Raw genomic sequence first — 22302 nt, forward strand, 5'->3', positions numbered from 1 at the left:
ACCGCGGACCCAGCGCCCCCACATTCAGTAACCGAATCAGGGTTGGCAGCAGCCGCACTGGATGGAGATGCGTCATGCCGTACAGAATTGGGACTCGACGGAGCCGCACTGCGCAGCACGCGACGGACCAGGACGCCCGGATCGCCGCCGCTGTCGAATCCGACACGATCTGGATAGGCAGACCACGCCATCGTGGCCAACACGCCGCCCCGCTCACCCAGCGTCGCAAGCCCTCGTCGACCGCGGTGCTGCTGGTGGCGGCGTTCGGCGCTTTCCTGGCGTTTCTCGACTCCACGGTCGTCAACGTCGCCTTCCCGGCCATCCAGCGGTACTTCGCTAGCCAGGACATCAGCAGCCTGTCCTGGGTGCTCAACGCGTACAACATCGTCTTAGCCGCGTGTCTGGTGACCGGCGGCAGGATCGCCGACCTGCTGGGGCGCAAACGGATGTTTATCTATGGCGTAGTGCTGTTCACGGCCGCGTCCGTGTTATGCGCGGCGGCCGGCAGCGTCGAGCAGTTGGTTGCGTTCCGCGTGCTGCAGGGCATCGGCGCCGCGGTATTGATACCAGCATCACTTGCGTTGGTCGTCGAAGGCTTCGAGGTCGCACGCCGGGCGCGCGGGATCGGCCTGTGGGGTTCGGCGGCGGCGCTCGCCTCGGGCCTCGGCCCGCCGATCGGCGGCGCACTAGTGGAGGTCGCGAGCTGGCGGTGGGTGTTTTTGGTGAACCTTCCGCTAGGGGTGGTGGCAGTGGTGGTGGCCCGGCGGGGACTCGTCGAAAGCCGCGCCCCAGGGCGGCGGCATGCGCCTGATTTGCGCGGGGCGTCACTGCTGGCCATCGCGCTTGGGTTTGTGACGCTGGGGTTGGTCAAGGGTTCAGACTGGGGTTGGGTCAGCGCGGCAACCATCGGGTCGGGGCTGGCCGGGGCGGTCGCGATGGCTGGTTTTGTGCTCAGCTCGCACTACCACCCTGCACCGCTCATTGACCCCGCGTTGTTGCGGATCCGGTCGTTCGTGGCCGGCAATGTGCTCACCATCATCGCGAGCGCCGGGTTCTACGGCTACTTGCTCACGCATGTGCTGTTCCTGAACTACGTGTGGGGTTATACGTTACTGCAAGCGGGCCTGGCGATCGCCCCAGCCGCACTGGTTGCAGCCGTTGTCGCCGCGGTACTGGGCCGCGTCGCCGATCGGCGTGGTTACCGCGTGATCATCGTCGCCGGCGCACTGATGTGGGCCGGCAGCCTGCTCTGGTATATCGAGCGCGTCGGGTCGACGCCCAATTTCCTCGGTGCGTGGCTGCCCGGCCAGCTGCTACAGGGCATCGGAGTCGGCGCAACGCTGCCGGTGCTCGGCAGTGCCGCCCTGGCTGGGCTGGCCGCTGGCGGCGGCTACGCAACTGCTTCGGCAGTGGTCAGCAGTGCTCGCCAACTCGGCGCTGTGCTTGGCATCGCGCTCCTGGTGGTCGTGATCGGGACGCCGGCTCGGGGAGCGTTCGAACCGGGGCTGCGGCGAGGATGGGTGCTGGCCGCGATCTGCTTTGCGCTGGTCGCGATGGCAGGGCTGTTTTTGGGCCGCGTCCGCCACAGCGCTGCCGAAGTGGTGGAGTCGGCGCCCGCGCCACGCGGTGACCCGCTGACGCCGCGGCCCATGCCGCAGCCGGAATTCGCGCCCAGCCAACACCGGTCGGCCGCTTCCCACGAGGTCGATCTGCTGGCAGCTCTGCCGCTGTTTGCCGGGTTGGATGCGGTCGCCCTAGCCGAACTGCGGGACCGCGCCGAGCACGTTGAGCTGGAGGCAGGCGCGTACCTGTTCCACCAGGGTGAGGTATCCGACTGTCTGTATGTGCTGCGTCACGGCCGTCTGCAGGTGATCCAGAACGACATCATCGTCCGGGAGCTGGGCCGCAGTGAGGTCGTCGGCGAACTTGGCTTGCTGATCGACGCGCCCCGATCCGCATCAATTCGCGCGGTGCGCGACTCCACCCTGGTGCGCCTGGGCAAGGCGGACTTCAACAAGATCGCCGACTCGGGCGTGTTCGAGGCGCTGGTCCAGGTTCTGGCCACCCGGCTGCATCAGGCGCCGCCACCGGCGGTGCCGTACCCACCCGCGCCGGAAGTGGTCGTCGCGGTTGTCGGCATCGACACCCCCGCACCCGTGTCGATGGTGGCCACCGAGCTGGTCGCCGCGCTGTCACAGCGGCTGCGAGCGGTGAATCCCGGCCGCGTCGACCGCGACGGGCTGGAAAACGCGGAGCTTGCTGCGGACAAAGTGGTGCTGCAGGCTGCGGCCGACGACGCAGGCTGGCGCGACTTTTGCTTGCGCGTCGCCGACCGCGTCGTGCTGGTGGTTGCCGATCCGACACCACCTTCAGCTCCGCTGCCGGCGCGTGCGGTTGGCGCCGACCTGGTGTTGGCAGGCCCGCACGCCCAGCGTGAACACCGCCGCAGGTGGGAGGAATTGATCACGCCGCGGTCAATGCATGCGATTCGACCAGGACACGCGGCCGCCGACCTGCGCCCACTCGCCGCGCGCATCGCGGGTCGCTCGATCGGGCTGGTACTCGGCAGTGGCGGGGCACGCGGATTCGCCCACCTGGGGGTGTTGGAGGAGCTGGAGGCGGCCGGGCTGACGGTTGACCGGTTCGCCGGTACCAGCATGGGCGCGATGATCGCGGCCCTTGCTGCCACGGGCATGAACGCAACCGCGATAGACGCCTATGTCTACGAGTACTTCCTGCGTAACAGCTTGATCTCCGACTACACCGTGCCGAGCAAGGGACTCATTCGTGGGCGGCGCACCCTGGCCGCTCTGCAGAGCGGCTTTGGCGGGTTGCTGGTGGAGGAGCTGCCGAAGCAATTCCGCTGTGTCAGCGTCGACCTGCTGGCTCGGCGGGCCGTCGTGCATCGGCGAGGCCGTCTCGCCGATGTCATCGGCTGTTCGATGCGGGTGCCCGGCTTGTACGCGCCGCAGATCTATGACGGCACGCTGCACGTCGACGGGGCCGTGCTGGACAGCCTGCCGGTAGCCGCGTTGGCCAGCGACGAAGGCCCGGTGATCGCCGTCCGTATCGGCGCCGACAGCGCCGACGACCTCACCTCCAGCACGCCGCAAGTGCCGAGCATCGTCGACACCCTGATGCGCACCATGACGATTGGCAGCGGGATGGCATCGGCGGCGGAGCTGGCCCACGCCGACCTGGCGATCCGCCCAGATGTCAGCGAAGTCGGATTCCTGGAGTTCCACCAGATCGACCGCGCCCGCGAGGCAGGCCGGATCGCTGCCCGCGAAGTCATGCCGCAGATCATGGCGCTAGCGCACCGATAGGTGCCACACGGGTCCACTGATCAACGCAAAAGAGGCTGCCGCGGCGGTGTTCCCGGCGTCGAGCTGACCATCCGCGATGCCACCTGAACGCCATCGCGAACCCCGCTACTCGGGCGTATATTTCCGAGCGGGAGAGTGCGCATGGCTGATATCGCAGTGGTTACCAACAGCAATTGCGCCTTGCCGGCTCATCTCATCGACAGCCTCGACATCACGGTGGTGTCGATGTATTACGACCTGGGTTACGGCCGGCTACGCGAGTCGGAATTCGACGGCGATCTAGACAGGTTCTACCGAGAGCTGGCGGCGTCGAACGGCGACGCCACGACGATGCCGGCCACCGTCGACGATTACCTCGCGGTGTTCCAGCAGCTGCTGGAGACCCACAGCGCCATTGTCGCGGTGCTACTCACCTCGGCCTTTTCCGAAACCTGCTCGAACGCGCGCCAGGCTGCGGCGCGGCTGGAATCCGAGGGGCGCGGTGGTGAGCGCGTGGTGGTGATCGACTCGGCCGGCACGGGCGGACATATGGGAGTTCAGGCGCTGGCCGCCGCGCGCGCCGCGGCCGCGGGACATGACCGCTTGGCTGTGATCGAGCGGGTCCGCCGGGCGCGCCAAGAGGTCAGGTTATGGGTCCTCGTCGAGACGCTCGAGTATTTACGGCGCGGCGGCAAAGCCGGGAGCGCCGCCGCGTGGATCGGTTCCGCGCTTGACCTCAAATCGATCATCACGATCGAATCGGAAACCAAGGCCGTCGAGCGGGTACGCACCCGCAAACGCGGCAGTGAACGCCTGGTCGAACTGATGCGACAACGCCGCGTGGCGGGCGCCGATCGCTGGTTCGTGCATCACACGCAGGCACCCGAGGACGCGCAGCAGCTGGTGGAGCGGCTCGGCGGGCTGTTCGGCACCAAGCCGTTGCTGGTCACCGAGGCTGGACCGGTGATTGCCGTCAACTACGGTCCCGGATCGTTGTGGGTCGGAGGTCTTCCCGGCATCGCGCTGGACGGCGGATAGCAAACCGATGAACATGGTCGCGAGTGTCGAATGCCGCAACTGCGGGACCGCCAACCGGCCTCAGGCCAAGTTCTGCGGCAGCTGTGGCATGCGGCTCGCGATCGAGGTGGTATGCCCGCAGTGTGGTGCGCGCAACCCTGGCTCGCTCAGTTTCTGCGACGAATGCGGCACCAAGCTGAGCGTCGGGTCCGAGCCGGCGCAACCCGCCAGCGCGCCCGCCCCGCCGACACTGTCGGACGGGCGTTACACGGTCGGTCGGCTGCTTGGCGAAGGTGCCGGCAAACGGGTCTACCTTGCCACCGACACGCGCCTACACCGCGACGTGGCCGCCGCGGTGTTCAAGGCCGACGGCTCGGACGAGACCGGCATGCGTCGCGCGCGCCGGGAAGCTGAGGCAATGGCCAGGCTTGGCGAGCACCCCAATGTCGTCAACGTCTATGACTTCGGCGAGACCGCGGGTCAGCTGTACCTGATTAGTCAGTACATGGCCGGCGGTGACCTGCAAGCCCTGCTATCCGACGCGGCCGACCACCGGCTCGCGGTCAAAGACGTCGTTCGCATCGGGGCAGACGTCGCCAACGGGCTCGCGCACGCGCACAGCCATGGTGTGGTGCATCGTGACGTCAAACCCCAGAACGTGTGGTTGGCGCCCGACGGCACCGCCAAGCTCGGCGATTTCGGGCTTGCCGTCGCCGAAAGCAGCTCGCGCCTGACACGCGAGGGAACCATCATCGGAACCGTCGCTTATATGTCGCCCGAGCAGGGTCTCGGCCGTGCCGCCGATGCGCGTTCGGACATCTATTCGCTTGGCGCCCTGCTCTACGAATTACTTTGCGGCATACCGCCATTCGTGGGCGAGTCAGCCGCCGCAGTGGTGTCCCAGCATGTGTCGACCGCGCCGCTGGCGCCGAGCGCACATCGCTCCGCTGTTCCGGCCGCGCTTGACCAGTTGCTGCTGAAGATGCTGGCGAAGTCGCCGGATGCCCGCCCGCAAGAGGCACCCGAGGTTCGCGACACGCTCAACGTGATCGCCGCCGCGATCACCGGCGACACTACCTCGATTCACGACGCTGCGGCGCTCGAGCGGATCACCGACAGCACGTTCATCGGGCGCAACCGTGAGACCCAGCAATTACGCGAGGCGATCGATGACGCCATCGGCCGCCACGGACGCTCGGTGCTGGTCAGTGGTGAGTCCGGCATCGGCAAGACCCGGCTTGCCGCCGAAGTCGCAGCCTATGCCGCACTGCGGGGCGCGCAGGTGTTATGGGGCCGCTGCTATGCGGGCGCGGGCGCTCCCGCCTATTGGCCCTGGGTCCAGGTGATCCGCGACTATGCCCGCGAGCACGACGCTAAGACGGTGGCTTCTGACTTGGGCTCGGGCGCGTTTGAGATCGCACAGATCGTTTCCGAGGTCCGCGAGCAGATGCCGGAAATCCCCGAGTCGCCCGTGCTCGACGCCGAGCAGGCCCGATTCCGGTTGTTCGATTCGGTTTCGAGGTTCCTCATCGGCGCTGCTGAGCGCCGCCCGCTGGCGATTTTCCTGGAAGATCTGCACCAGGCCGATCGGCCCTCGCTGATGCTGTTGTCGTTTATCGCCCGCGAGCTGCCCCGCTCCAGCGTGTTTTTGCTGGGCACCTACCGTCACGACGAACTCACCGGCGACCACTACCTGAACCAGGTGCTCACCGCGCTCAGCAAGGAACGCGGCTATGCGCGCATCAGGCTGCGCGGACTTGCCGATCAACATGTCAAGGCGATGCTCGAAGCGGTGCTGCAGCAACGGCTGGAGCAGCGGCATGAGCTCGCGCTCGCCGACACCGTGTGTCGAGAGTCGGAGGGCAACCCGTACTTCGCCGAGGAAATCATCCGCCACCTGATCGACTCTGCAGCGCTCAGCTGGCGCGACGGACGGTGGTTTGTCGATGTGCGGGAAGGCCAGGAACTCGGCATCCCCCGGGGTGTCCGCGAGGTGGTCTCCCGTCGGTTGGAGAAGCTGCCGGCTGAGACGGTCGAGTTGCTGTCGACAGCCGCGGTGATCGGGCGTGAATTCGATGTGCAGGTCCTGACGCGGATCAGCGAGCTCGAGACAGACGCCGTACTCAGCCGGCTGCAGCCTGCGCTCGACGGAACGATCGTGCGGCAACCTGTCGGCGAGGCCGGCCGGTATGTCTTCGCTCATGGCGCTACCCGCGACGCGCTGTACGACGACCTCCCGACGCTGCGCCGCGCCCAGCTGCACATCGCCGCCGGCGACGCGCTCGAGCAAATTTATGAAGAGCGCATCGAGTCGCATCTGTCTGCGATCGCGTACCACTTCGCGAAGGCGGCTCCACGCGGTGACATCGCCAGGGCCGCCGACTACGCATGGTGGGCGGCCGAACGGGCAGCGGCGACCTACGCCTATGAAGACGCAGTGAGCTTGTTCGAGACGTCGCTGCGGCTGTTCGACACGCTCTCGGAGGTGGTGCCACGGCGCCGGTGCGACCTGCTGTTGGCGCTCGGGGATGCCCGACTGCGGTCCGGCGACACCGAGGGGGCCCGGGAAACCTTCAGGGAGGCGGCGGCGACGGCGCGTGAACTGGCACTCGATGACCACTACGCCCGTGCCGCACTGGGATACGGAGCCGGCAATTGGGGCGGCTTCGCGATTACCGTGCGTGCCGATGAGCAGCTGGTGACGATGTTGTACGAGGCGCTCGAGGTGTTGCCGGCACGAGACAGCGCGCTGCGGGTGCGGGTGCTGGCTCGGCTGGCGCTCGAGCTGCGCTGCAAAGGGACGCTAGCGGCAGCCAGCCAGGCCAGCGCACAAGCAGTGGAAATGGCTGAACGCGTTGGCGACCCGAAAATCCTGCTGCTGGCCATGCATAGCCGGCAGTGGTCGACGTTAGGCCCCGACCGGATCGAAGAGGCGGTCGCGGCCGGCGAGGAGATGGTGCGGCTCGCCCGCATCGTCGGTGACCGCGATATGGAGTTCGAGGGACACCACCTGCCACTCATCGCGCGCGCACAGCTTGGCGACTTTCACGCGGTCGACGCCGAGATCGAGGCGTGCGACCGGCTGGCCGGCGACCTGCACCAGCCCCGCCACGCGTGGAAGGCGGCGGTGTTTCGCACCATGCGGGCCCTCATGCAGGGGCGCCTTGCGGAGGCCGAGCGCCTCGCACAAAGCAACCTGCCGATTGGCCAGCGGGTCCGGCGCGAGGTGGCCGAAATCGTATTTAGTGCGCAGTCGTTCCTGATCAGGTTGGCCGATGGCAGGTTAGAGCAGCTGACCGACGCCGGCCGCGAGGCCGCCGCGCGCTACGGCCAGGCGTGGCCGTCGGCGTATGTGTGGTTGCTCACCGAGACGGGCCAGCTCGATGAGGCCCGCGCCAGGTTCGCGGAGCTTGCGGCCGATGGCTTCGAGGCGCTGGTGCGAACCAGTGACTGGGTGACGTCGGTCTGCGCGCTTTCCATTGCGTCGCTGGCGGTCGGCGACAGCGACGCAGCCGACCGACTGTACGAGCTGTTGGCACCCTACGCGGACCGCTGCACACTATTCCTCACCGGAGCCGGCTGCCTCGGCTCCAACCAGGCGTTCCTCGGCTTCGCCGCCGCGGCGGCCGGCCGCGATGAGGATGCGGTGCGCCACTTCGAACTGGCGCTGGCACGTAACGCCGAGATCGGCTGCGTCTATGTGACCCCGCGAGTCTGCTGCGAATACGCTCGCACGCTGCTCAACAGAGCTGACCAAGCGGATCGCGAGAAGGCGATGGGCCTGATCGACCAGGGGCTTGCGCTGGCGCGGCGCATTGGCATGCGCGCCGAAGTCGAGCGACTCGCGCGACTTCGCCACGGGCATCAGGACGCCCAGCAGCAAGAGTCGATGCTCGGCTGGACGGGACTCGAGAGCGTCGCCCAATCGGTCGAACTGGACCGGCCCGACCTGCGCGCGGTAGCGGCGCCCGACGGAACGGTCACGATCATGTTCTCCGACATCGAAGGCTCGACGGTGCTCACCGAGCAGCTCGGTGACGAGCGGTGGCTCAAGCTGCTGCACGGCCACAACGCGGTCATCCGTCGTCACTTGGCCGTGCACCGCGGCTTTGAGGTCAAATCGCAGGGCGATGGGTTCATGGTCGCTTTCGGCAGCGCCAGCAGCGCGATCCGCTGTGCGATCGCGATCCAGCGCGACTTCGCGGAGCGGCGCGATCGTCCCGGTAGCCGGGTGCCGCAGGTCAGGATCGGACTGCACGCTGGCGAGGTGATCCGCGAGCAGGAGGACTTCTACGGTCACAACGTGATCCTCGCGGCACGGATCGCGGCGAAGGCACAGGGCAACGAGATCCTCGTGTCGTCGGTGCTGCGCGAACTGGTCGCCGGCAATCAAGAGTTTCAGTTCGGTGACGCGCGTGAGGAGCAGCTCAAGGGTCTGCAGGAAACGCAGCGAGTCCATGAGGTGCGGTGGGGACCGCCTGCTAGGCGAGGGTGACCAGACCAAGCTCGTTGCTGGCCGCGAGCATCGGATGGCGAGGCAGGACCCGCACCGTGTATCCGACCGCTCCCGCCAGCGGCAGCAGCGTTGTCGTCGAAAAGATCTCGTTGCCGCCCTCGGCGGTATCGATGTGCGCCATTTCGACGGTAACCGGATCCAGCAGCACGTCACTGCCGTCCACCCTGCCGAGCACCGCCTGTACCGTCACCTCGTCGGGCCCCAGTCCGGCCAGCTGCACGGTGGCGGTCAGCGTCAGCTTCGACCCCAGCACCGGGGTATCGGGTAAGCCGGTGCTGTCGACGTCGGTGATGTCGATCATGGGCCACGCTTTTTCGACGCGGCGCCGGTAGGCAGCCAGCTCGCGGGCCGCGCTGAACGCCTCGCCCACCCTCTCACCTCCCGCAGGCGCGGCGACCGTCCTGCGCAGTGACTGCGCCGCGGGCACGTAGTAGTGCTCGACATAGTCACGCACCATGCGGGACGCCAACACTTTCGGCCCCAGCGTCTGCAGGGTGTGCCGCACCATCTCGATCCAGCGCGGCGGGACCCCGTGTGCGTCACGTTCATAAAACTTCGGTACCACCGCGTGTTCTAGGAGGTCGTAGAGCGCGCTGGCCTCCAGGTCGTCGCGACGAGTCTCGTCCGCCACGCTGCTGGCAGACGGTATCTCCCAACCGTTTTCGCCGTCGTACCACTCGTCCCACCAGCCGTCGCGGATGGAAAGATTCAATCCGCCGTTCAGAGCGCTCTTCATCCCTGAGGTGCCGCACGCCTCCAACGGCCGCAGCGGATTGTTCAGCCAAACATCGCAGCCCCAGTACAACTTTCGGGCCATCGACATGTCGTAATCGGGCAGGAAGGCGATGCGGTGACGCACCTGCGGCCGGTCAGCGAACCGCACCACCTGCTGGATCAGCGCCTTACCGCCGTCATCAGCGGGGTGCGACTTGCCGGCAACGATCAACTGGATCGGCTTGTTGTCGTCGAGCAGCAGCCGTTCCAGCCGATCCGGATCGCGCAGCATCAAGGTGAGGCGCTTATACGTGGGAACGCGGCGGGCGAAGCCGATGGTCAGCACATTCGGATCAAAGGCCGCCCCGATCCAGCCCAGTTCGGCGTCCGACGCGCCGCGTTCCAACCAAGAGCGACGCAGCCGCACCCGGATGTCATCGATTAGCTGCGAGCGGAGTTGCGAGCGGATCCACCACAGATGGCCCGGATCGACCTGTTGCAGACGGAGCCAGACGCCGGGGTCGCTGAACGAATCCGACCCGGCCAGTTCGCGTCCCAGCTGCAACCACTGCGGCGCCGCCCAGGTACGCGCATGAACGCCGTTGGTGATCGACCCAATCGGCACCTCGTCGTGGTCGAATCCACGCCACAGCTCGCTGAACATGGCCCGGCTCACGCGGCCGTGCAGCAGCGAAACGCCGTTGGCCCGTTGCGCCAGCCGCAGACCCATGTGGGCCATGTTGAATTTGGTCGGATCATCTTCGGCGCCAAGTGCGAGGATTCGCTCTACCGGCACCCCCGGCAGCAGCGCGGGCGCACCCGAGAAGTAGCGCCGCACCAGCTCGACCGGGAACCGGTCGATACCGGCAGGCACCGGGGTGTGCGTGGTGAACACCGTGCTGGACCGCACGACCGTCAGCGCAGTGTCGAAGTCCAATTCCGAATCGGTAACCAATTCGCGGATGCGTTCGATTCCGAGGAATCCGGCGTGGCCCTCGTTCATGTGGAATACCTCCGGCGCGGGCAGCCCCGCAATGGTGGTAAACGCGCGGATCGCCCGCACACCGCCAATACCGGCCAGGACCTCTTGCTTGATGCGATGCTCCTGATCGCCGCCGTAGAGACGGTCGGTGACGCCGCGCAGCTCGTGCTCGTTCTCCGGGACGTCGGAGTCCAGCAAGAGCAACGGAACACGGCCCACCTGCGCGACCCAAATCCGGGCCCGCAGCTGCGCGGAGTCGGGCAGGGTCAGCTCCACCAGCACAGGATCGCCGTTGCCAGCGGTGAGCAGGCGCAACGGGAGCCCTTGCGGATCCAGCGACGGGTAGGTCTCGTGTTGCCAGCCGTCCGCGGTCAACGACTGCCGGAAGTACCCGGAGCGGTAGTAGAGGCCCACCGCGATCAGCGGCACCCCCAAATCGGAGGCGGCCTTCAGGTGGTCGCCAGCCAAGATGCCGAGGCCGCCCGAGTAATTGGGGAGCACCTCGGCGACGCCGAACTCCATCGAGAAGTACGCGATGGCGGTCGGCAGGGCTGATTGGGCCGCATCTGCCTGCTGCTGTTGATACCACCGCGAACGGCTTAGGTAGTCGCTCAAGTCGGCAGCCAGCTCATCGAGTCGGCCCAGGAACCCTTCGTCGAGTGCCAACTCGTCCAGCCGTGACGGATTCACCACTCCCAGGAGCGCCACCGGGTCGTTGCCGCACTGCGCCCACAGCGTCGGGTCGATGGTCGCGAACAGGTCTTGCGTCGGCTTATCCCACGACCACCGCAGGTTGGTCGATAGCTGATCTAGCGCCGCGAGGCGGTCGGGTAGATGAGCACGGACGGTAAAGCGGCGGAGGGCTTTCACACGTCACTACCTTACTGAGGACCCCGGTACGCGCATGGACCACGTAACAACCGTTCACCCGCGGGAGTATGACCAGACACTAGGGTGGGTATCGGGTAGGCAATGGGGCATTCCGCGACGAAGTACAGGGGGTCGCCCCCGTGCGGGCGAGCCACGGAGCAGAAGGAGTGGTGGTGCCCGGTCGGGTAGAGATCGATAACGTCGCACCGGTCGTCTCCTGCGGCGTGTACCCCGCCAAAGCCGTGGTCGGCGAGATGGTGCCGGTCAGCGCCACGGTATGGCGAGAAGGCCACGAGGCTGTCGCAGCTACCCTGGTCGTCCGCTATCTCGGGCTGCGCTATCCGCTCACGACGGAAACCCGCCGGATCACGGCGGTCCAGGCCCGCGAAACAAGGCCTGCAGCAACACCCGCCCCGGCCCAACGAGTCAAGCCGCTACTGCTTCACATGACGATGGGTCAAGAACCCTACGTTTTCCACGGTCAGTTCACCCCCGACCGCGTCGGATTGTGGACCTTCCGAGTCGACGGCTGGGGCGACCCGATACACACCTGGCGGCATGCGCTGATTGCCAAGTTGGACGCTGGCCAGAGTGAGACGGAATTGTCCAACGATCTTTTGGTCGGAGCCGCGCTGTTCGAGCGTGCCGCAACCGGTGTGCCGCGCGCGCAGCGCGGGCCGCTGCAGACGGCCGCGGCGGCGTTACGGACCCCCGGAGATCCGGTGACCCGCACCGCGCTGGCGCTGGCGCCCGAAATCGATGAACTTTTGACGAACTATCCGCTGCGGGATCTGGTTACCCGGGGCGAGCAGTTCGGGGTCTGGGTGGACCGGCCGTTGGCCCGCTTCGGCTCCTGGTACGAGATGTTTCCGCGCTCGACCGGCGGCTGGGACACCGACGGCAACCCGGTGCACGGCACCTTCGCCACTGCAGCCGCGGCACTTCCGCGTATCGCCGACATGGGATTCGATGTGGTGTACCTGCCGCCGATCCATCCGATCGGCAAGATACATCGCAAGGGCCGCAACAACTCTCCCACCGCCGCGCCGACAGATATCGGGTCTCCATGGGCGATCGGTAGCGATGAGGGTGGCCACGATGCGGTACATCCAAGCCTGGGCACTATCGACGACTTCGACGACTTCGTGGCCGCGGCACGTGATCTGGGCATGGAGGTGGCCCTGGACCTGGCGCTGCAATGCGCGCCGGATCATCCATGGGCCCGCCAACATCGGCATTGGTTCACCGAATTGCCGGACGGCACAATCGCTTACGCGGAGAATCCACCGAAAAAATACCAGGACATTTACCCGCTGAACTTCGACAACGATCCTGCTGGTCTCTACGATGAAGTGCTGCGCGTAGTGCGACATTGGATCGACCACGGCGTCACATTCTTTCGGGTCGACAATCCACACACCAAGCCACCCGATTTCTGGGCCTGGCTGATCGGCCAGGTCAAAACCACCAACCCCGACGTGCTCTTCTTATCCGAAGCCTTTACCCCGCCGGCGCGCCAGTACGGACTGGCCAAGCTCGGTTTCACGCAGTCCTATACCTACTTCACCTGGCGCACGGCCAAGTGGGAGCTCACCGAATTCGGCAACGAAATAGCCGAACTCGCCGACTACCGGCGGCCAAACCTGTTCGTCAACACCCCCGACATCCTGCACGCAGTACTCCAACATAACGGCCCGGGCATGTTCGCGATCCGCGCCGTGCTGGCGGCGACCATGAGTCCGGCTTGGGGAATGTACTCCGGTTACGAGCTGTTCGAGCATCGCCCGGTGCGCGACGGCAGCGAGGAATACCTGGATTCGGAGAAGTACGAATTGCGCCCCCGCGACTACCCTGGCGCGCTCGCCGAAGGCAAATCGCTGGAGCCATTCATTAAGCAGCTCAACGAAATTCGCCGGCTGCATCCCGCACTGCAGCAGTTGCGCACCATTGCGTTCCATCATGTGGACAACGAGGCATTGCTGGCATATAGCAAGTTCGACCCGGCCACTGGCGACTGCGTGCTAGTGGTGGTGACACTCAACGCACTTGGACCCGAGGAAGCGACGCTATGGTTAGACATGGCCGCATTGGGTATGGAGCCCTACGAACGGTTTTGGGTGCGGGATGAGATAACCAGCCAGGAATACCAATGGGGGCAAGCGAATTACATTCGTATCGATCCGGGGCAGGCAGTCGCTCACATCATCAACATGCCACTTTTACCGCAGGAATCCCGAACCACATTGCTGCGCAGGAGGTAACGGGCTTGAGCCAATCCGAGAGCCGAACCGACCAACTCGCCGAGAGCCACCTGGCGCCCGAGCCAGCCGACGTAACTCGCTTGCTCTCCGGTGCACACCACGATCCGCACAGCATCCTGGGCGCTCACGAGTATGCCGACCACACTGTCATCCGAGCGTTTCGACCGCACGCAGTCGGCGTCGTCGCGGTGGTGGGTGATAACCGGTTCGGAATGCAGCACCTCGAATCCGGCTTGTTCGCCGTGGCGATACCGTTCGTCGACCTCATCGACTACCGACTGCAGGTGAGCTATCAGGGTTCCGACTCGTATACCGTCGCGGACGCCTACCGCTTCCTGCCCACCCTGGGCGAAGTCGATCTTCATCTGTTCGCCGAGGGCCGGCATGAGCGACTCTGGGAAGTCCTTGGCGCCCATCGACGCTCGTTCACCACCGCCGACGGCGCGGTGGACGGGGTGTCGTTCGCGGTGTGGGCGCCTAACGCCAAGGGCGTCAGCTTGATCGGCGAGTTCAACGGCTGGAATGGCAACGACGCCCCGATGCGGATGCTGGGCTCGTCGGGAGTATGGGAATTGTTCTGGCCCGGGTTCCCTGCCGAAGGTCTGTACAAGTTCCGGGTGCACGACGCCGATGGTGTCATCACCGATCGGGCCGACCCGTTCGCCTTCGGCACCGAGGTGGCGCCGCAGACTGCATCGCGGGTCACGTCGAATAACTACACCTGGGGTGACGACGAGTGGATGGCACGGCGTGCGCAGCGCAACCCGGTGTTTGAGCCGATGAGCACCTACGAAGTCCATCTCGGCTCGTGGCGCCCCGGACTCAGCTACCGTCAGCTTGCCCGCGAGCTGACAGATTATGTTGTAGCACATCGGTTTACCCACGTTGAGATGCTGCCGGTTGCGGAGCATCCGTTCGCCGGATCGTGGGGATATCAGGTCACGTCGTACTACGCACCGACATCGCGATTTGGCACTCCCGACGACTTCCGGGCGCTGGTCGACGCGCTTCACCAGGCCGGCATCGGTGTCATCGTGGATTGGGTACCGGCACACTTTCCCAAGGACGCATGGGCGCTGGGGCGGTTTGACGGAACACCCCTCTATGAGCATTCCGATCCTATGCGCGGTGAGCAATTAGACTGGGGCACTTACGTATTCGACTTCGGTCGTCCGGAGGTGCGTAACTTCTTGGTGGCCAATGCGTTGTACTGGCTCGAAGAGTTCCACATCGACGGATTCCGGGTGGACGCGGTCGCGTCGATGTTGTACCTCGACTACTCACGTCCCGAGGGCGGCTGGACCCCGAATATCTACGGCGGGCGGGAAAACTTGGAAGCGGTGCAGTTCCTGCAGGAGATGAACGCCACAGCACACAAAGCCGCGCCAGGCATTGTCACCATCGCCGAGGAGTCGACGTCATGGCCCGGCGTGACGCGACCGACCAACATTGGCGGACTGGGCTTTTCGATGAAGTGGAACATGGGCTGGATGCACGACACGCTCGACTACATCAGCCGCGATCCGGTGCACCGCAGCTACCACCACAACGAAATAACGTTCTCCATGCTGTACGCATTCAGCGAGAATTACGTGCTGCCGCTCAGCCACGACGAGGTGGTGCACGGCAAGGGCACGCTGTGGGGGCGGATGCCGGGCAACAACCACGCCAAGGCCGCCGGACTACGCAGCCTGCTCGCCTACCAGTGGGCGCACCCGGGCAAGCAACTGTTGTTCATGGGCCAGGAGTTCGGCCAGCGCGCCGAATGGTCGGAGCAGCGTGGCCTGGACTGGTTCCAACTCGACGAAAACGGTTTCTCCAACGGGATTCTGCGCCTCGTACGCGACCTCAACGGCCTCTACCGCGGCCACCCGGCGCTGTGGAGTCAAGACACCACCTCCGAGGGCTATTCCTGGATCGACGCCAACGACTCCGCCAACAACGTACTGAGTTTCCTGCGATATGCCCACGACGGCTCGATACTGGCCTGTGTATTCAATTTCGCTGGTTCAGAACACAGCGGCTACCGGCTCGGCCTGCCGTCGGCCGGACGCTGGCGTGAGGTGTTGAACACCGATGCTGTCGCCTACAACGGCTCCGGGGTCGGCAACCTCGGCGGCGTCGACGCCACCGATGATCCGTGGCACGGCCGCCCGGCGTCAGCGGTGCTGGTGCTGCCGCCGATGTCGGCATTGTGGTTGGAACCCGAGTAGCGCAAGCGCGCCAAGGGCTCAGCGCAGTTGACGGCGTCGCCATGCGTCGAAGACCCACTACCGCAATCGACCGCGACCCCACCGGCATCTTCTAGGACTAACGCCCCAGGCCGTTTAACTGCGCCGCGGCAAGGGTAAGGACGAGAGGTAACGGTACGCCGTGGCCCGCTCGCTGGCCGGTGTCTTTGTTTCTTTAGATGTGCGACCGGTTTACCGTGCGGCCAATCACCCACTGGCTGCCCGGTGATGCCGGCGGTAAGGTCGAAATGCTTGTCCAGATGCAAGACGGTCAACCCGCCGAGTTCCGCGGTCGCGGCGACGATCAGGTCCGGCACTGACGGACCACGATGCATGCCCTTGTCGGCCAGCATCAGCTGCACGTCGAATGCCCGGTCCTCCGCTGCCGACGTGAGGTATTTCACCGGTATCGCAGCCAACGGCGCCAAACCGAACTCCCGGATGCCACGCGGCTGCCATCACCTCGGGATCTGCCAGATCGGTGAACACCTCACTGAACCGGTCGAAATCAGCAGCAGACACCGGCACCCGGCCAGCGTTGGTCTGCTCGGCCAGCCTCCGGCGCAAAAGCTCGTTGCGAGTCACCCCCTCGCGTGCCTCTCATCGACCTCCCATCCGTCCCACCGCGTCACCCTGTCGTACGGATTCGGGGCGGCGACACCCTACTTGCTCACGACAACCATGTCGCTTAGCTGCAACGAGACCAGGGTGGGGAACGGCAACGGGCGATTACCGGGACCGATCGGGTGAACCCACCGACGGGTCGCGAAAACGAGTCCGCCGGCCTGCACGTGGTCGGCGCAATAATGAGCCGCCCTCGCCCAGCGGCCAACCACTAGTGCGACGTAGTCGTGGCGACGCAGGTGACCACTGGCATCGAAGTAGTAGCTCTGACGCCGCGAGTGGGTGTCGATGTCCGGTGGGAAGCTGACGTTTAGCCGTCGCCATGTCTCTGCCCCTTCCTTCCACGCCTGCCCCTCATCAACCTGCACGCCCTCGCGCATCAGCAGGTAGGGCACCGTAAGGTAGCCCCACATGGCATAGCCGGCGAAGTAGACGGAATCCATTGCGTCCCAACGAATGTTTCGACGCAGGCCCGAGCGGCCGAAGAACGCTAAACGTGGGCGCGTGCGCGAACTGATGACGTCGCCTTCGCGATTCTCGATTCGTACCATCCCGCGCTCGAAGACCCCACGCTGCCCGTCATACGGGAACGGGTCTATTACCGTGCGGGGCTGCTGGACATCGACGGTGATGCGGTAGTCGGAGAACCGGTTACCAGGCACGCGCGTCCGAACCAGCAGACCGCCCGTGCGCACACGCGCATGAATGGCTCTGGCCCTCTGCCACCGGTCCAAACCCCCATGGGCTTCCATCACCTGATCCAGCAATTTGCTCAAAGTGCACGCTGCCTAGGTCGACGCTGATCGGCGTTCATCGGACTAATGGAACACCATCTACGTAGGAAAAACGTCTCTGACGCGCGATGCTCGGGTGCGGCCACTTTAGAACTCGCGAAGAGCGGTTATTAGGGTTAGCAGCTCTGTGGTGTTCGCGTTGATTTCGTCGAACCCGCCAACGACGCCGGTTGCGTTGCCCAAGATGACATGTTGGAGACCGTTGTCGGCGTAGCCGCGGACTCTATCCGCGATTTCGGTGGCGTTGCCAATGAACATGAATTCCTCGACGAGTTCGAAGGGGATTGTCGGTGCGAGCGCACGAAGCTGTTTCGGATCGAGGTCGTGGTAGATCAGGTCCATCAGACCGCGGCATTGTGGTCCGCCAGGATGGGTCATTCCATATTTGGTCCAGGTCTCGGCGGAACACATGAGAGCACATAGCTTTCCGAGGGGATCGCGGTCCATCAGTTCGGCGACATAGTTGCGGGATTCGCCGATGATCAAGCCGATATGCAATGCACACTCTGGCATCGGCCGTCCGACCCGCTCGGCGTGCTCTGCAATTGTGCGGCGCTTGTCGCCGTAGCTCGAAGCGCTCATCGGCCAGGCTGGAATCCAGCCATCGCCATACTCGCCGGTCAGACGTAGCATCCGCGGTCCATGTCCGGCCACCCAAACCTTCGGGGAGCCGAGGTCGTCACGTTGCAGTGGCAGACCGATACGGCCGCGGGATTCCCCGGCCGGCATGACACCGTGGTCGAGGAGCGCTCGCAGCTCGATCAGGAACGCTTCCAAATGTGCTACGGGAGTGGAGAAATCATAGCCGAAGGGCACAAGATTCTCGGCTTCCCCGGCACCGACTCCGAGGCAGAATCCGCCGCGGCAGAGCTGGTGCAGGGTCAATGTGGTCCTCACCACGTCAGGTGCGCACCGTCGGATCGCGTCGGTGACACAGACTCCCATCGGAAGACTTGATTCATGACCGATAGCAGCGATGCAGGCAAACGGGTCGTACCAGGCGTCAGAATCGGGTGATAGCGAAGCCAAAGCCATGTCAGGCCACAGGTCAGGGTGTGTCGTGCCTAGCAAATGGTCGGGCACCCAGAATGAGTCGACGTTGGCCTCTTCGGCGACGGTCAGCATCATGCGGTACGACTCGAAGGGGTGCATCGGCACCACGAGCAAGCCGACCTTCACAAATTCACCCCTGCTGATCTCGGGTTGCAGGTCCGAAACGAACTGCGGCGTGCGATCTCAATACAGCGCGTTGGCAAGGTTGCGCCGACCGACGATGACATCGGGATCGGCCGGATCGAAGAGTTCGAACAGCTCGATCAGCCGAGTACGTACCGAACTGCGCTCATCTCCAGATGTGCTGCGCACCAACGCGATCAGGCGCTCGAACGCCGCGGTCACATCTTGGTTGAGGATTTGCACGTCGGCGGCCGCTAACGCCGCCGCAATGTCGCCCGGCGCGGCATCAGCGACTGCGACCGCGTCGGGGCGTTGCGCGGTTACGCGCGTAAGGAAGTCGATCTGCCGGATCGCGGCCTTCGCTTCGACGCTGGCCGGATTGGCATCCAAGATCGCTTGATATGACCGCTTCGCGACGACGAAGTCGCCGGCCTCCAGTTGCTGGCGGGCTTGGGCAACCGCGGGATCCATTTCCGCAGAATCCTCGGAACCAGTGGGCCCTCTCAGCTTGCCGGCTGTCGCCGACAGCAACGAGTCCAGCCAGCGGCGCAGCTGATCGGCAGGCTGCACGCCCTGAAAGCTGGACAGCGGCTGCCCAGCAGCCAGCGCGACCACGGTCGGGACCGCATCAACACCAAAGATCTGCGCCACCCTGGGCGCCGCGTCGACGTTGACCGTCGCCAACGACCAGGTGCCGTCGTCGTCGGCCGCCAAGCCGGACAGTGTCTCAAGCAGCTTGACGCACGCATCACTGCGCGGTGACCACACCAGCACCACGACCGGTACTTCGTCGGACCGGACCAGCACTTCATCTTCGAAATTGGCCTCGGTGATCTCAGTGACCGAGGTGTTTTCGGAGCTACCCGCGCCGCGCGCCGCCGACGTTGCTCGGCTGGCGGGGTCACTTGCTGAAGTCTTCTGCTGAGCTCGCTGCTTGAGACCTGAAAGGTCTACCGCACCGGCCGTGGCAGGCCCGATGGGGGATCGCGGACGCGTCACGTGGTCAAGTCTGTCACGTCCCATCGGGTACCGATCCACCCGGTGGCACGCTAACCGGCCCGCAGAATCAGCGCGTCACCCTGGCCACCGGCGCCGCACAGGGCCGCAACACCGTAGCCCGAACCGCGACGCGCCAATTCCAGCGCGACATGCAACGTGATTCTGGCTCCCGACATCCCGAGGGGGTGCCCCACAGCGATCGCGCCGCCGTTGACGTTGACGAGCTCGGGAGCGATGCCAAGTTCACGCGTGGAGGCCAACGCCACCGCCGCAAACGCCTCGTTGATCTCTACGACGTCGAGCTGGTCGGTGGAGATACCTTCGCGGTCGACTGCCTTCTTGATGGCGTTGGCCGGCTGGGACTGCAGCGTCGAATCTGGGCCGGCCACAACGCCGTGGGCACCGATCTCGGCCAGCCACGTCAGCCCCAGCTGCTGCGCCTTTTCTTTGTTCATCACCACGACGGCGGCCGCACCATCGGAGATCTGCGACGCAGAGCCGGGGGTGATGGTGCCATCGCGGCGAAACGCCGGTTTCAGACCGGCCAACGACTCGGCCGTGGTGTTGGCGCGGATCCCCTCATCCTCGGTGAACTGCAGCGGATCACCTTTGCGCTGCGGAATGTTCACCGGCACCACTTCGTCGGCGAAGACGCCGTCCTTCCATGCCGCGGCCGCCTTTTGGTGCGACCGGGCAGCAAACTCGTCCTGTTCTTGGCGCGTGAATTTGTCGACATCGTTGCGCTGTTCGGTGAGCGCGCCCATCGGTTGATCGGTGAACACGTCGTGCAGGCCGTCGTAGGCCAGGTGGTCCAAAATCGTGACGTCGCCGTACTTGTAGCCCGACCGGCTGTCCATCAGCAGATGTGGTGCCTTCGTCATGGATTCTTGGCCGCCGGCCACCACCACATCGAATTCTCCGGCGCGAATGAGCTGGTCAGCGAGCGCGATGGCGTTAAGACCGGACAGGCACATCTTGTTGATCGTCAGCGCCGGAACATCCCAACCGATACCGGCCGCCACTGCCGCCTGCCGCGCCGGCATCTGACCGGCCCCCGCGGTCAACACCTGGCCCATGATCACGTACTGCACCGCCGACGGCGCTACGTTGGCCTTCTCCAGCGCGGCGGCAATGGCGATCGCACCCAGATCGCTGGCCGAAAAGTCCTTCAATGACCCCATCAACTTGCCGATGGGTGTCCGTGCCCCAGCAACGATCACCGATGTCGTCATGACTACCTCCTGGGCCTGCTCCTGGGGCCCCTCTGCAGGCCGATTCGACCTGCCCGAGAAGCGCAATCTTTCCCGTCAGGTTACCGTTGTGTGATGACGACCGATCAAGTCGACACCCGTCAGCTGCTGGCCACCGCGCAGGTGACAGCGATCGATCACGTCGGCATCGCGGTCGCCGACCTGGATGCAGCCATCGCCTGGTATCACGACCACCTGGGCATGATCCTGGTCCACGAGGAAGTCAACAACGACCAGGGGATCCGCGAAGCCATGCTGTCGGCACGCGGCGCCCTGACCGGCACAGCACAGATTCAGTTGATGGCCCCGACCGACGAGTCGTCGCCGATCGCGAAGTTCTTGGATAAGCACGGACCGGGCATGCAGCAACTGGCTTGTCGGGTCAGCGATCTCGACAGCCTTAGCAAGCGACTCCGCGCACAGGGAGTCCGGCTGGTCTACGACGCACCCCGGCTGGGCACGGCGAACTCACGAATCAACTTCATCCACCCGAAGGATGCTGGCGGCGTTCTGATCGAGTTGGTCGAGCCGGCGTCCTAAGACCACCGTCGGGTCGGACCGCGGGTGCCGCGGTGAGCCCAACACGGGGTGTGCCAATGTCGCCGATCGTCGACTCCCGGCGAGCCTCCGGCTTGCCGTGAATCAGCAGGCCATACCACCACATGCGCAGTGCCAGAACGAATTTCGTGATCGCATCCAGGACAGCGATAGGTTTTGACGGCACCGGCCGCAGCGATCGGGAGCACTTCGTAGTCGTGGCCATCGGGCCCTGTTTCCACCCGGCACAGCACCGGTGATGGCGATATTGGTCGCTGCCCACGCGTCGATCTGCGGCGACGAGCCATGGCGTCAGTCTAATCGGGAAACTTTAGAACAGCCGGTACTCATCGCTGTCCATGCCCCGCATCTTGTCGTAATCCAATGTTACGCAACGGATGCCGCGGTCAGTAGCCAAAGTGCGCGCCTGCGGCTTGATCTGTTGAGCGGCGAACACCCCCTTGACCGGCGCGAGAACGCTGTCCCGATTCAGCAACTCGAGGTAGCGGGTGAGCTGCTCGACGCCGTCAATTTCGCCACGCCGTTTGATTTCCACCGCGACCGATCCCCCCTGTTCATCGCGGCAGAGCAGGTCGACGGGCCCGATCGCGGTCATGTACTCACGACGGACCAGCGTGTATCCCTCGCCCAGCAGCCCGACATGCTCCGCAAGCAATGCCTGTAGGTGGGCTTCGACGCCGTCTTTGACCAGCCCGGGGTCCACGCCCAACTCGTGACTGGAGTCGTGCTCGACCTCCTCAACAGTAATGCGCAATTGTTCGCCGGCCTTGTTTTCAACCACCCAGACCGGCGAGGCGCCAGCGACGTCTTCGGTCAACCAGCACGGCGGACTCATCCAGTTCAACGGCTTGTAGGCGCGGTCGTCGGCGTGCACACTGACCGACCCGTCCGCCTTAAACAGCAACAACCTGCGCGCCGACGGCAGGTGAGCGGTCAGCCGGCCAAGGTAGTCGACGGTGCACTGAGCAATCACTAGACGCACCCGACTCACCTTAGAGCGTGACC

General features: G+C 65.1%; 13 protein-coding genes and 1 pseudogene. 6 read left to right on the forward strand and 8 right to left on the reverse strand.

The features are described 5' to 3' along the window. Window positions 1-74 precede the first annotated feature (74 nt). The 3 genes from B586_RS14000 (at window position 75) to B586_RS14010 (ending at window position 8817) form a co-directional block, all read left to right on the forward strand. Entirely contained in the window at window positions 75-3326 is a 3252-nt protein-coding gene (locus B586_RS14000; RefSeq protein WP_082607631.1) for an MFS transporter, read from the forward strand. A 141-nt stretch (window positions 3327-3467) separates the two neighbouring features. Continuing rightward, window positions 3468-4343 carry a DegV family protein gene (locus B586_RS14005; RefSeq protein WP_054879639.1) on the forward strand — a complete coding sequence of 292 codons (876 nt, stop codon included), beginning with the start codon at window positions 3468-3470 and terminating at the stop codon, window positions 4341-4343. A 13-nt stretch (window positions 4344-4356) separates the two neighbouring features. Further along, window positions 4357-8817, forward strand: coding sequence for a protein kinase domain-containing protein (locus B586_RS14010; RefSeq protein ID WP_168162547.1), 4461 nt, complete (start codon window positions 4357-4359; stop codon window positions 8815-8817). On the opposite strand, the gene glgP is transcribed toward B586_RS14010, so the two are convergent. Beyond that, entirely contained in the window at window positions 8804-11404 is a 2601-nt protein-coding gene (gene glgP, locus B586_RS14015) for an alpha-glucan family phosphorylase (protein ID WP_054879637.1), read from the reverse strand. The genes B586_RS14010 and glgP overlap by 14 nt on opposite strands. A 173-nt stretch (window positions 11405-11577) precedes the next feature. Here glgP and B586_RS14020 point away from each other — a divergent pair, with 173 nt between their 5' ends. Next, complete coding sequence (locus B586_RS14020) at window positions 11578-13665, forward strand: alpha-1,4-glucan--maltose-1-phosphate maltosyltransferase (RefSeq protein WP_211141498.1); 2088 nt, start codon at window positions 11578-11580, stop codon at window positions 13663-13665. Window positions 13666-13670: 5 nt separating this feature from the next. Continuing rightward, window positions 13671-15878 carry a 1,4-alpha-glucan branching protein GlgB gene (gene glgB, locus B586_RS14025; protein ID WP_054879635.1) on the forward strand — a complete coding sequence of 736 codons (2208 nt, stop codon included), beginning with the start codon at window positions 13671-13673 and terminating at the stop codon, window positions 15876-15878. Window positions 15879-16078: 200 nt separating this feature from the next. On the opposite strand, the pseudogene B586_RS22120 reads toward glgB, so the two are convergent. The 5 genes and pseudogenes from B586_RS22120 to B586_RS14045 form a co-directional block, all read right to left on the reverse strand. Then, window positions 16079-16336: pseudogene (locus tag B586_RS22120) on the reverse strand (PIN domain-containing protein); the annotation flags it as partial. A 222-nt stretch (window positions 16337-16558) separates the two neighbouring features. Continuing rightward, complete coding sequence (locus B586_RS14030; RefSeq protein WP_054879634.1) at window positions 16559-17296, reverse strand: hypothetical protein; 738 nt, start codon at window positions 17294-17296, stop codon at window positions 16559-16561. A gap of 105 nt (window positions 17297-17401) precedes the next feature. Beyond that, window positions 17402-18493 carry an LLM class flavin-dependent oxidoreductase gene (locus B586_RS14035; RefSeq protein WP_156406783.1) on the reverse strand — a complete coding sequence of 364 codons (1092 nt, stop codon included), beginning with the start codon at window positions 18491-18493 and terminating at the stop codon, window positions 17402-17404. A 57-nt stretch (window positions 18494-18550) separates the two neighbouring features. Next, window positions 18551-19489, reverse strand: coding sequence for a thioredoxin family protein (locus tag B586_RS14040; RefSeq protein ID WP_054879633.1), 939 nt, complete (start codon window positions 19487-19489; stop codon window positions 18551-18553). A gap of 50 nt (window positions 19490-19539) precedes the next feature. Next, window positions 19540-20721, reverse strand: coding sequence for an acetyl-CoA C-acetyltransferase (locus B586_RS14045; protein WP_047315830.1), 1182 nt, complete (start codon window positions 20719-20721; stop codon window positions 19540-19542). 90 nt (window positions 20722-20811) lie between these two features. Here B586_RS14045 and mce point away from each other — a divergent pair, with 90 nt between their 5' ends. Continuing rightward, complete coding sequence (gene mce / locus B586_RS14050) at window positions 20812-21279, forward strand: methylmalonyl-CoA epimerase (RefSeq protein WP_047315831.1); 468 nt, start codon at window positions 20812-20814, stop codon at window positions 21277-21279. On the opposite strand, the gene B586_RS20280 is transcribed toward mce, so the two are convergent. Together B586_RS20280 and nucS are read right to left on the reverse strand one after the other, a co-directional pair. After that, on the reverse strand, window positions 21276-21584 hold the full coding sequence (locus B586_RS20280; protein ID WP_082607633.1) for a hypothetical protein: 309 nt from the start codon (window positions 21582-21584) through the stop codon (window positions 21276-21278). The two genes, mce and B586_RS20280, sit on opposite strands and share 4 nt — an antisense overlap. 23 nt (window positions 21585-21607) lie before the next feature. Continuing rightward, entirely contained in the window at window positions 21608-22279 is a 672-nt protein-coding gene (gene nucS / locus B586_RS14055; protein ID WP_047315832.1) for an endonuclease NucS, read from the reverse strand. Window positions 22280-22302: the final 23 nt, after the last annotated feature.

Origin of the sequence: Mycobacterium haemophilum DSM 44634 (assembly GCF_000340435.2) — a bacterium.
Classification (GTDB): Bacteria; Actinomycetota; Actinomycetes; order Mycobacteriales; family Mycobacteriaceae; genus Mycobacterium; species Mycobacterium haemophilum.

Coding starts and splice junctions, on each gene's coding strand:
- B586_RS14005 (WP_054879639.1), top strand. CDS start 3,468: ATGGCTGATATCGCAGTGGTTACCAACAGCAATTGCGCCTTGCCGGCT.
- B586_RS14000 (WP_082607631.1), top strand. CDS start 75: ATGCCGTACAGAATTGGGACTCGACGGAGCCGCACTGCGCAGCACGCG.
- B586_RS14010 (WP_168162547.1), top strand. CDS start 4,357: ATGGTCGCGAGTGTCGAATGCCGCAACTGCGGGACCGCCAACCGGCCT.
- B586_RS20280 (WP_082607633.1), bottom strand. CDS start 21,584: ATGGCTCGTCGCCGCAGATCGACGCGTGGGCAGCGACCAATATCGCCA.
- B586_RS14045 (WP_047315830.1), bottom strand. CDS start 20,721: ATGACGACATCGGTGATCGTTGCTGGGGCACGGACACCCATCGGCAAG.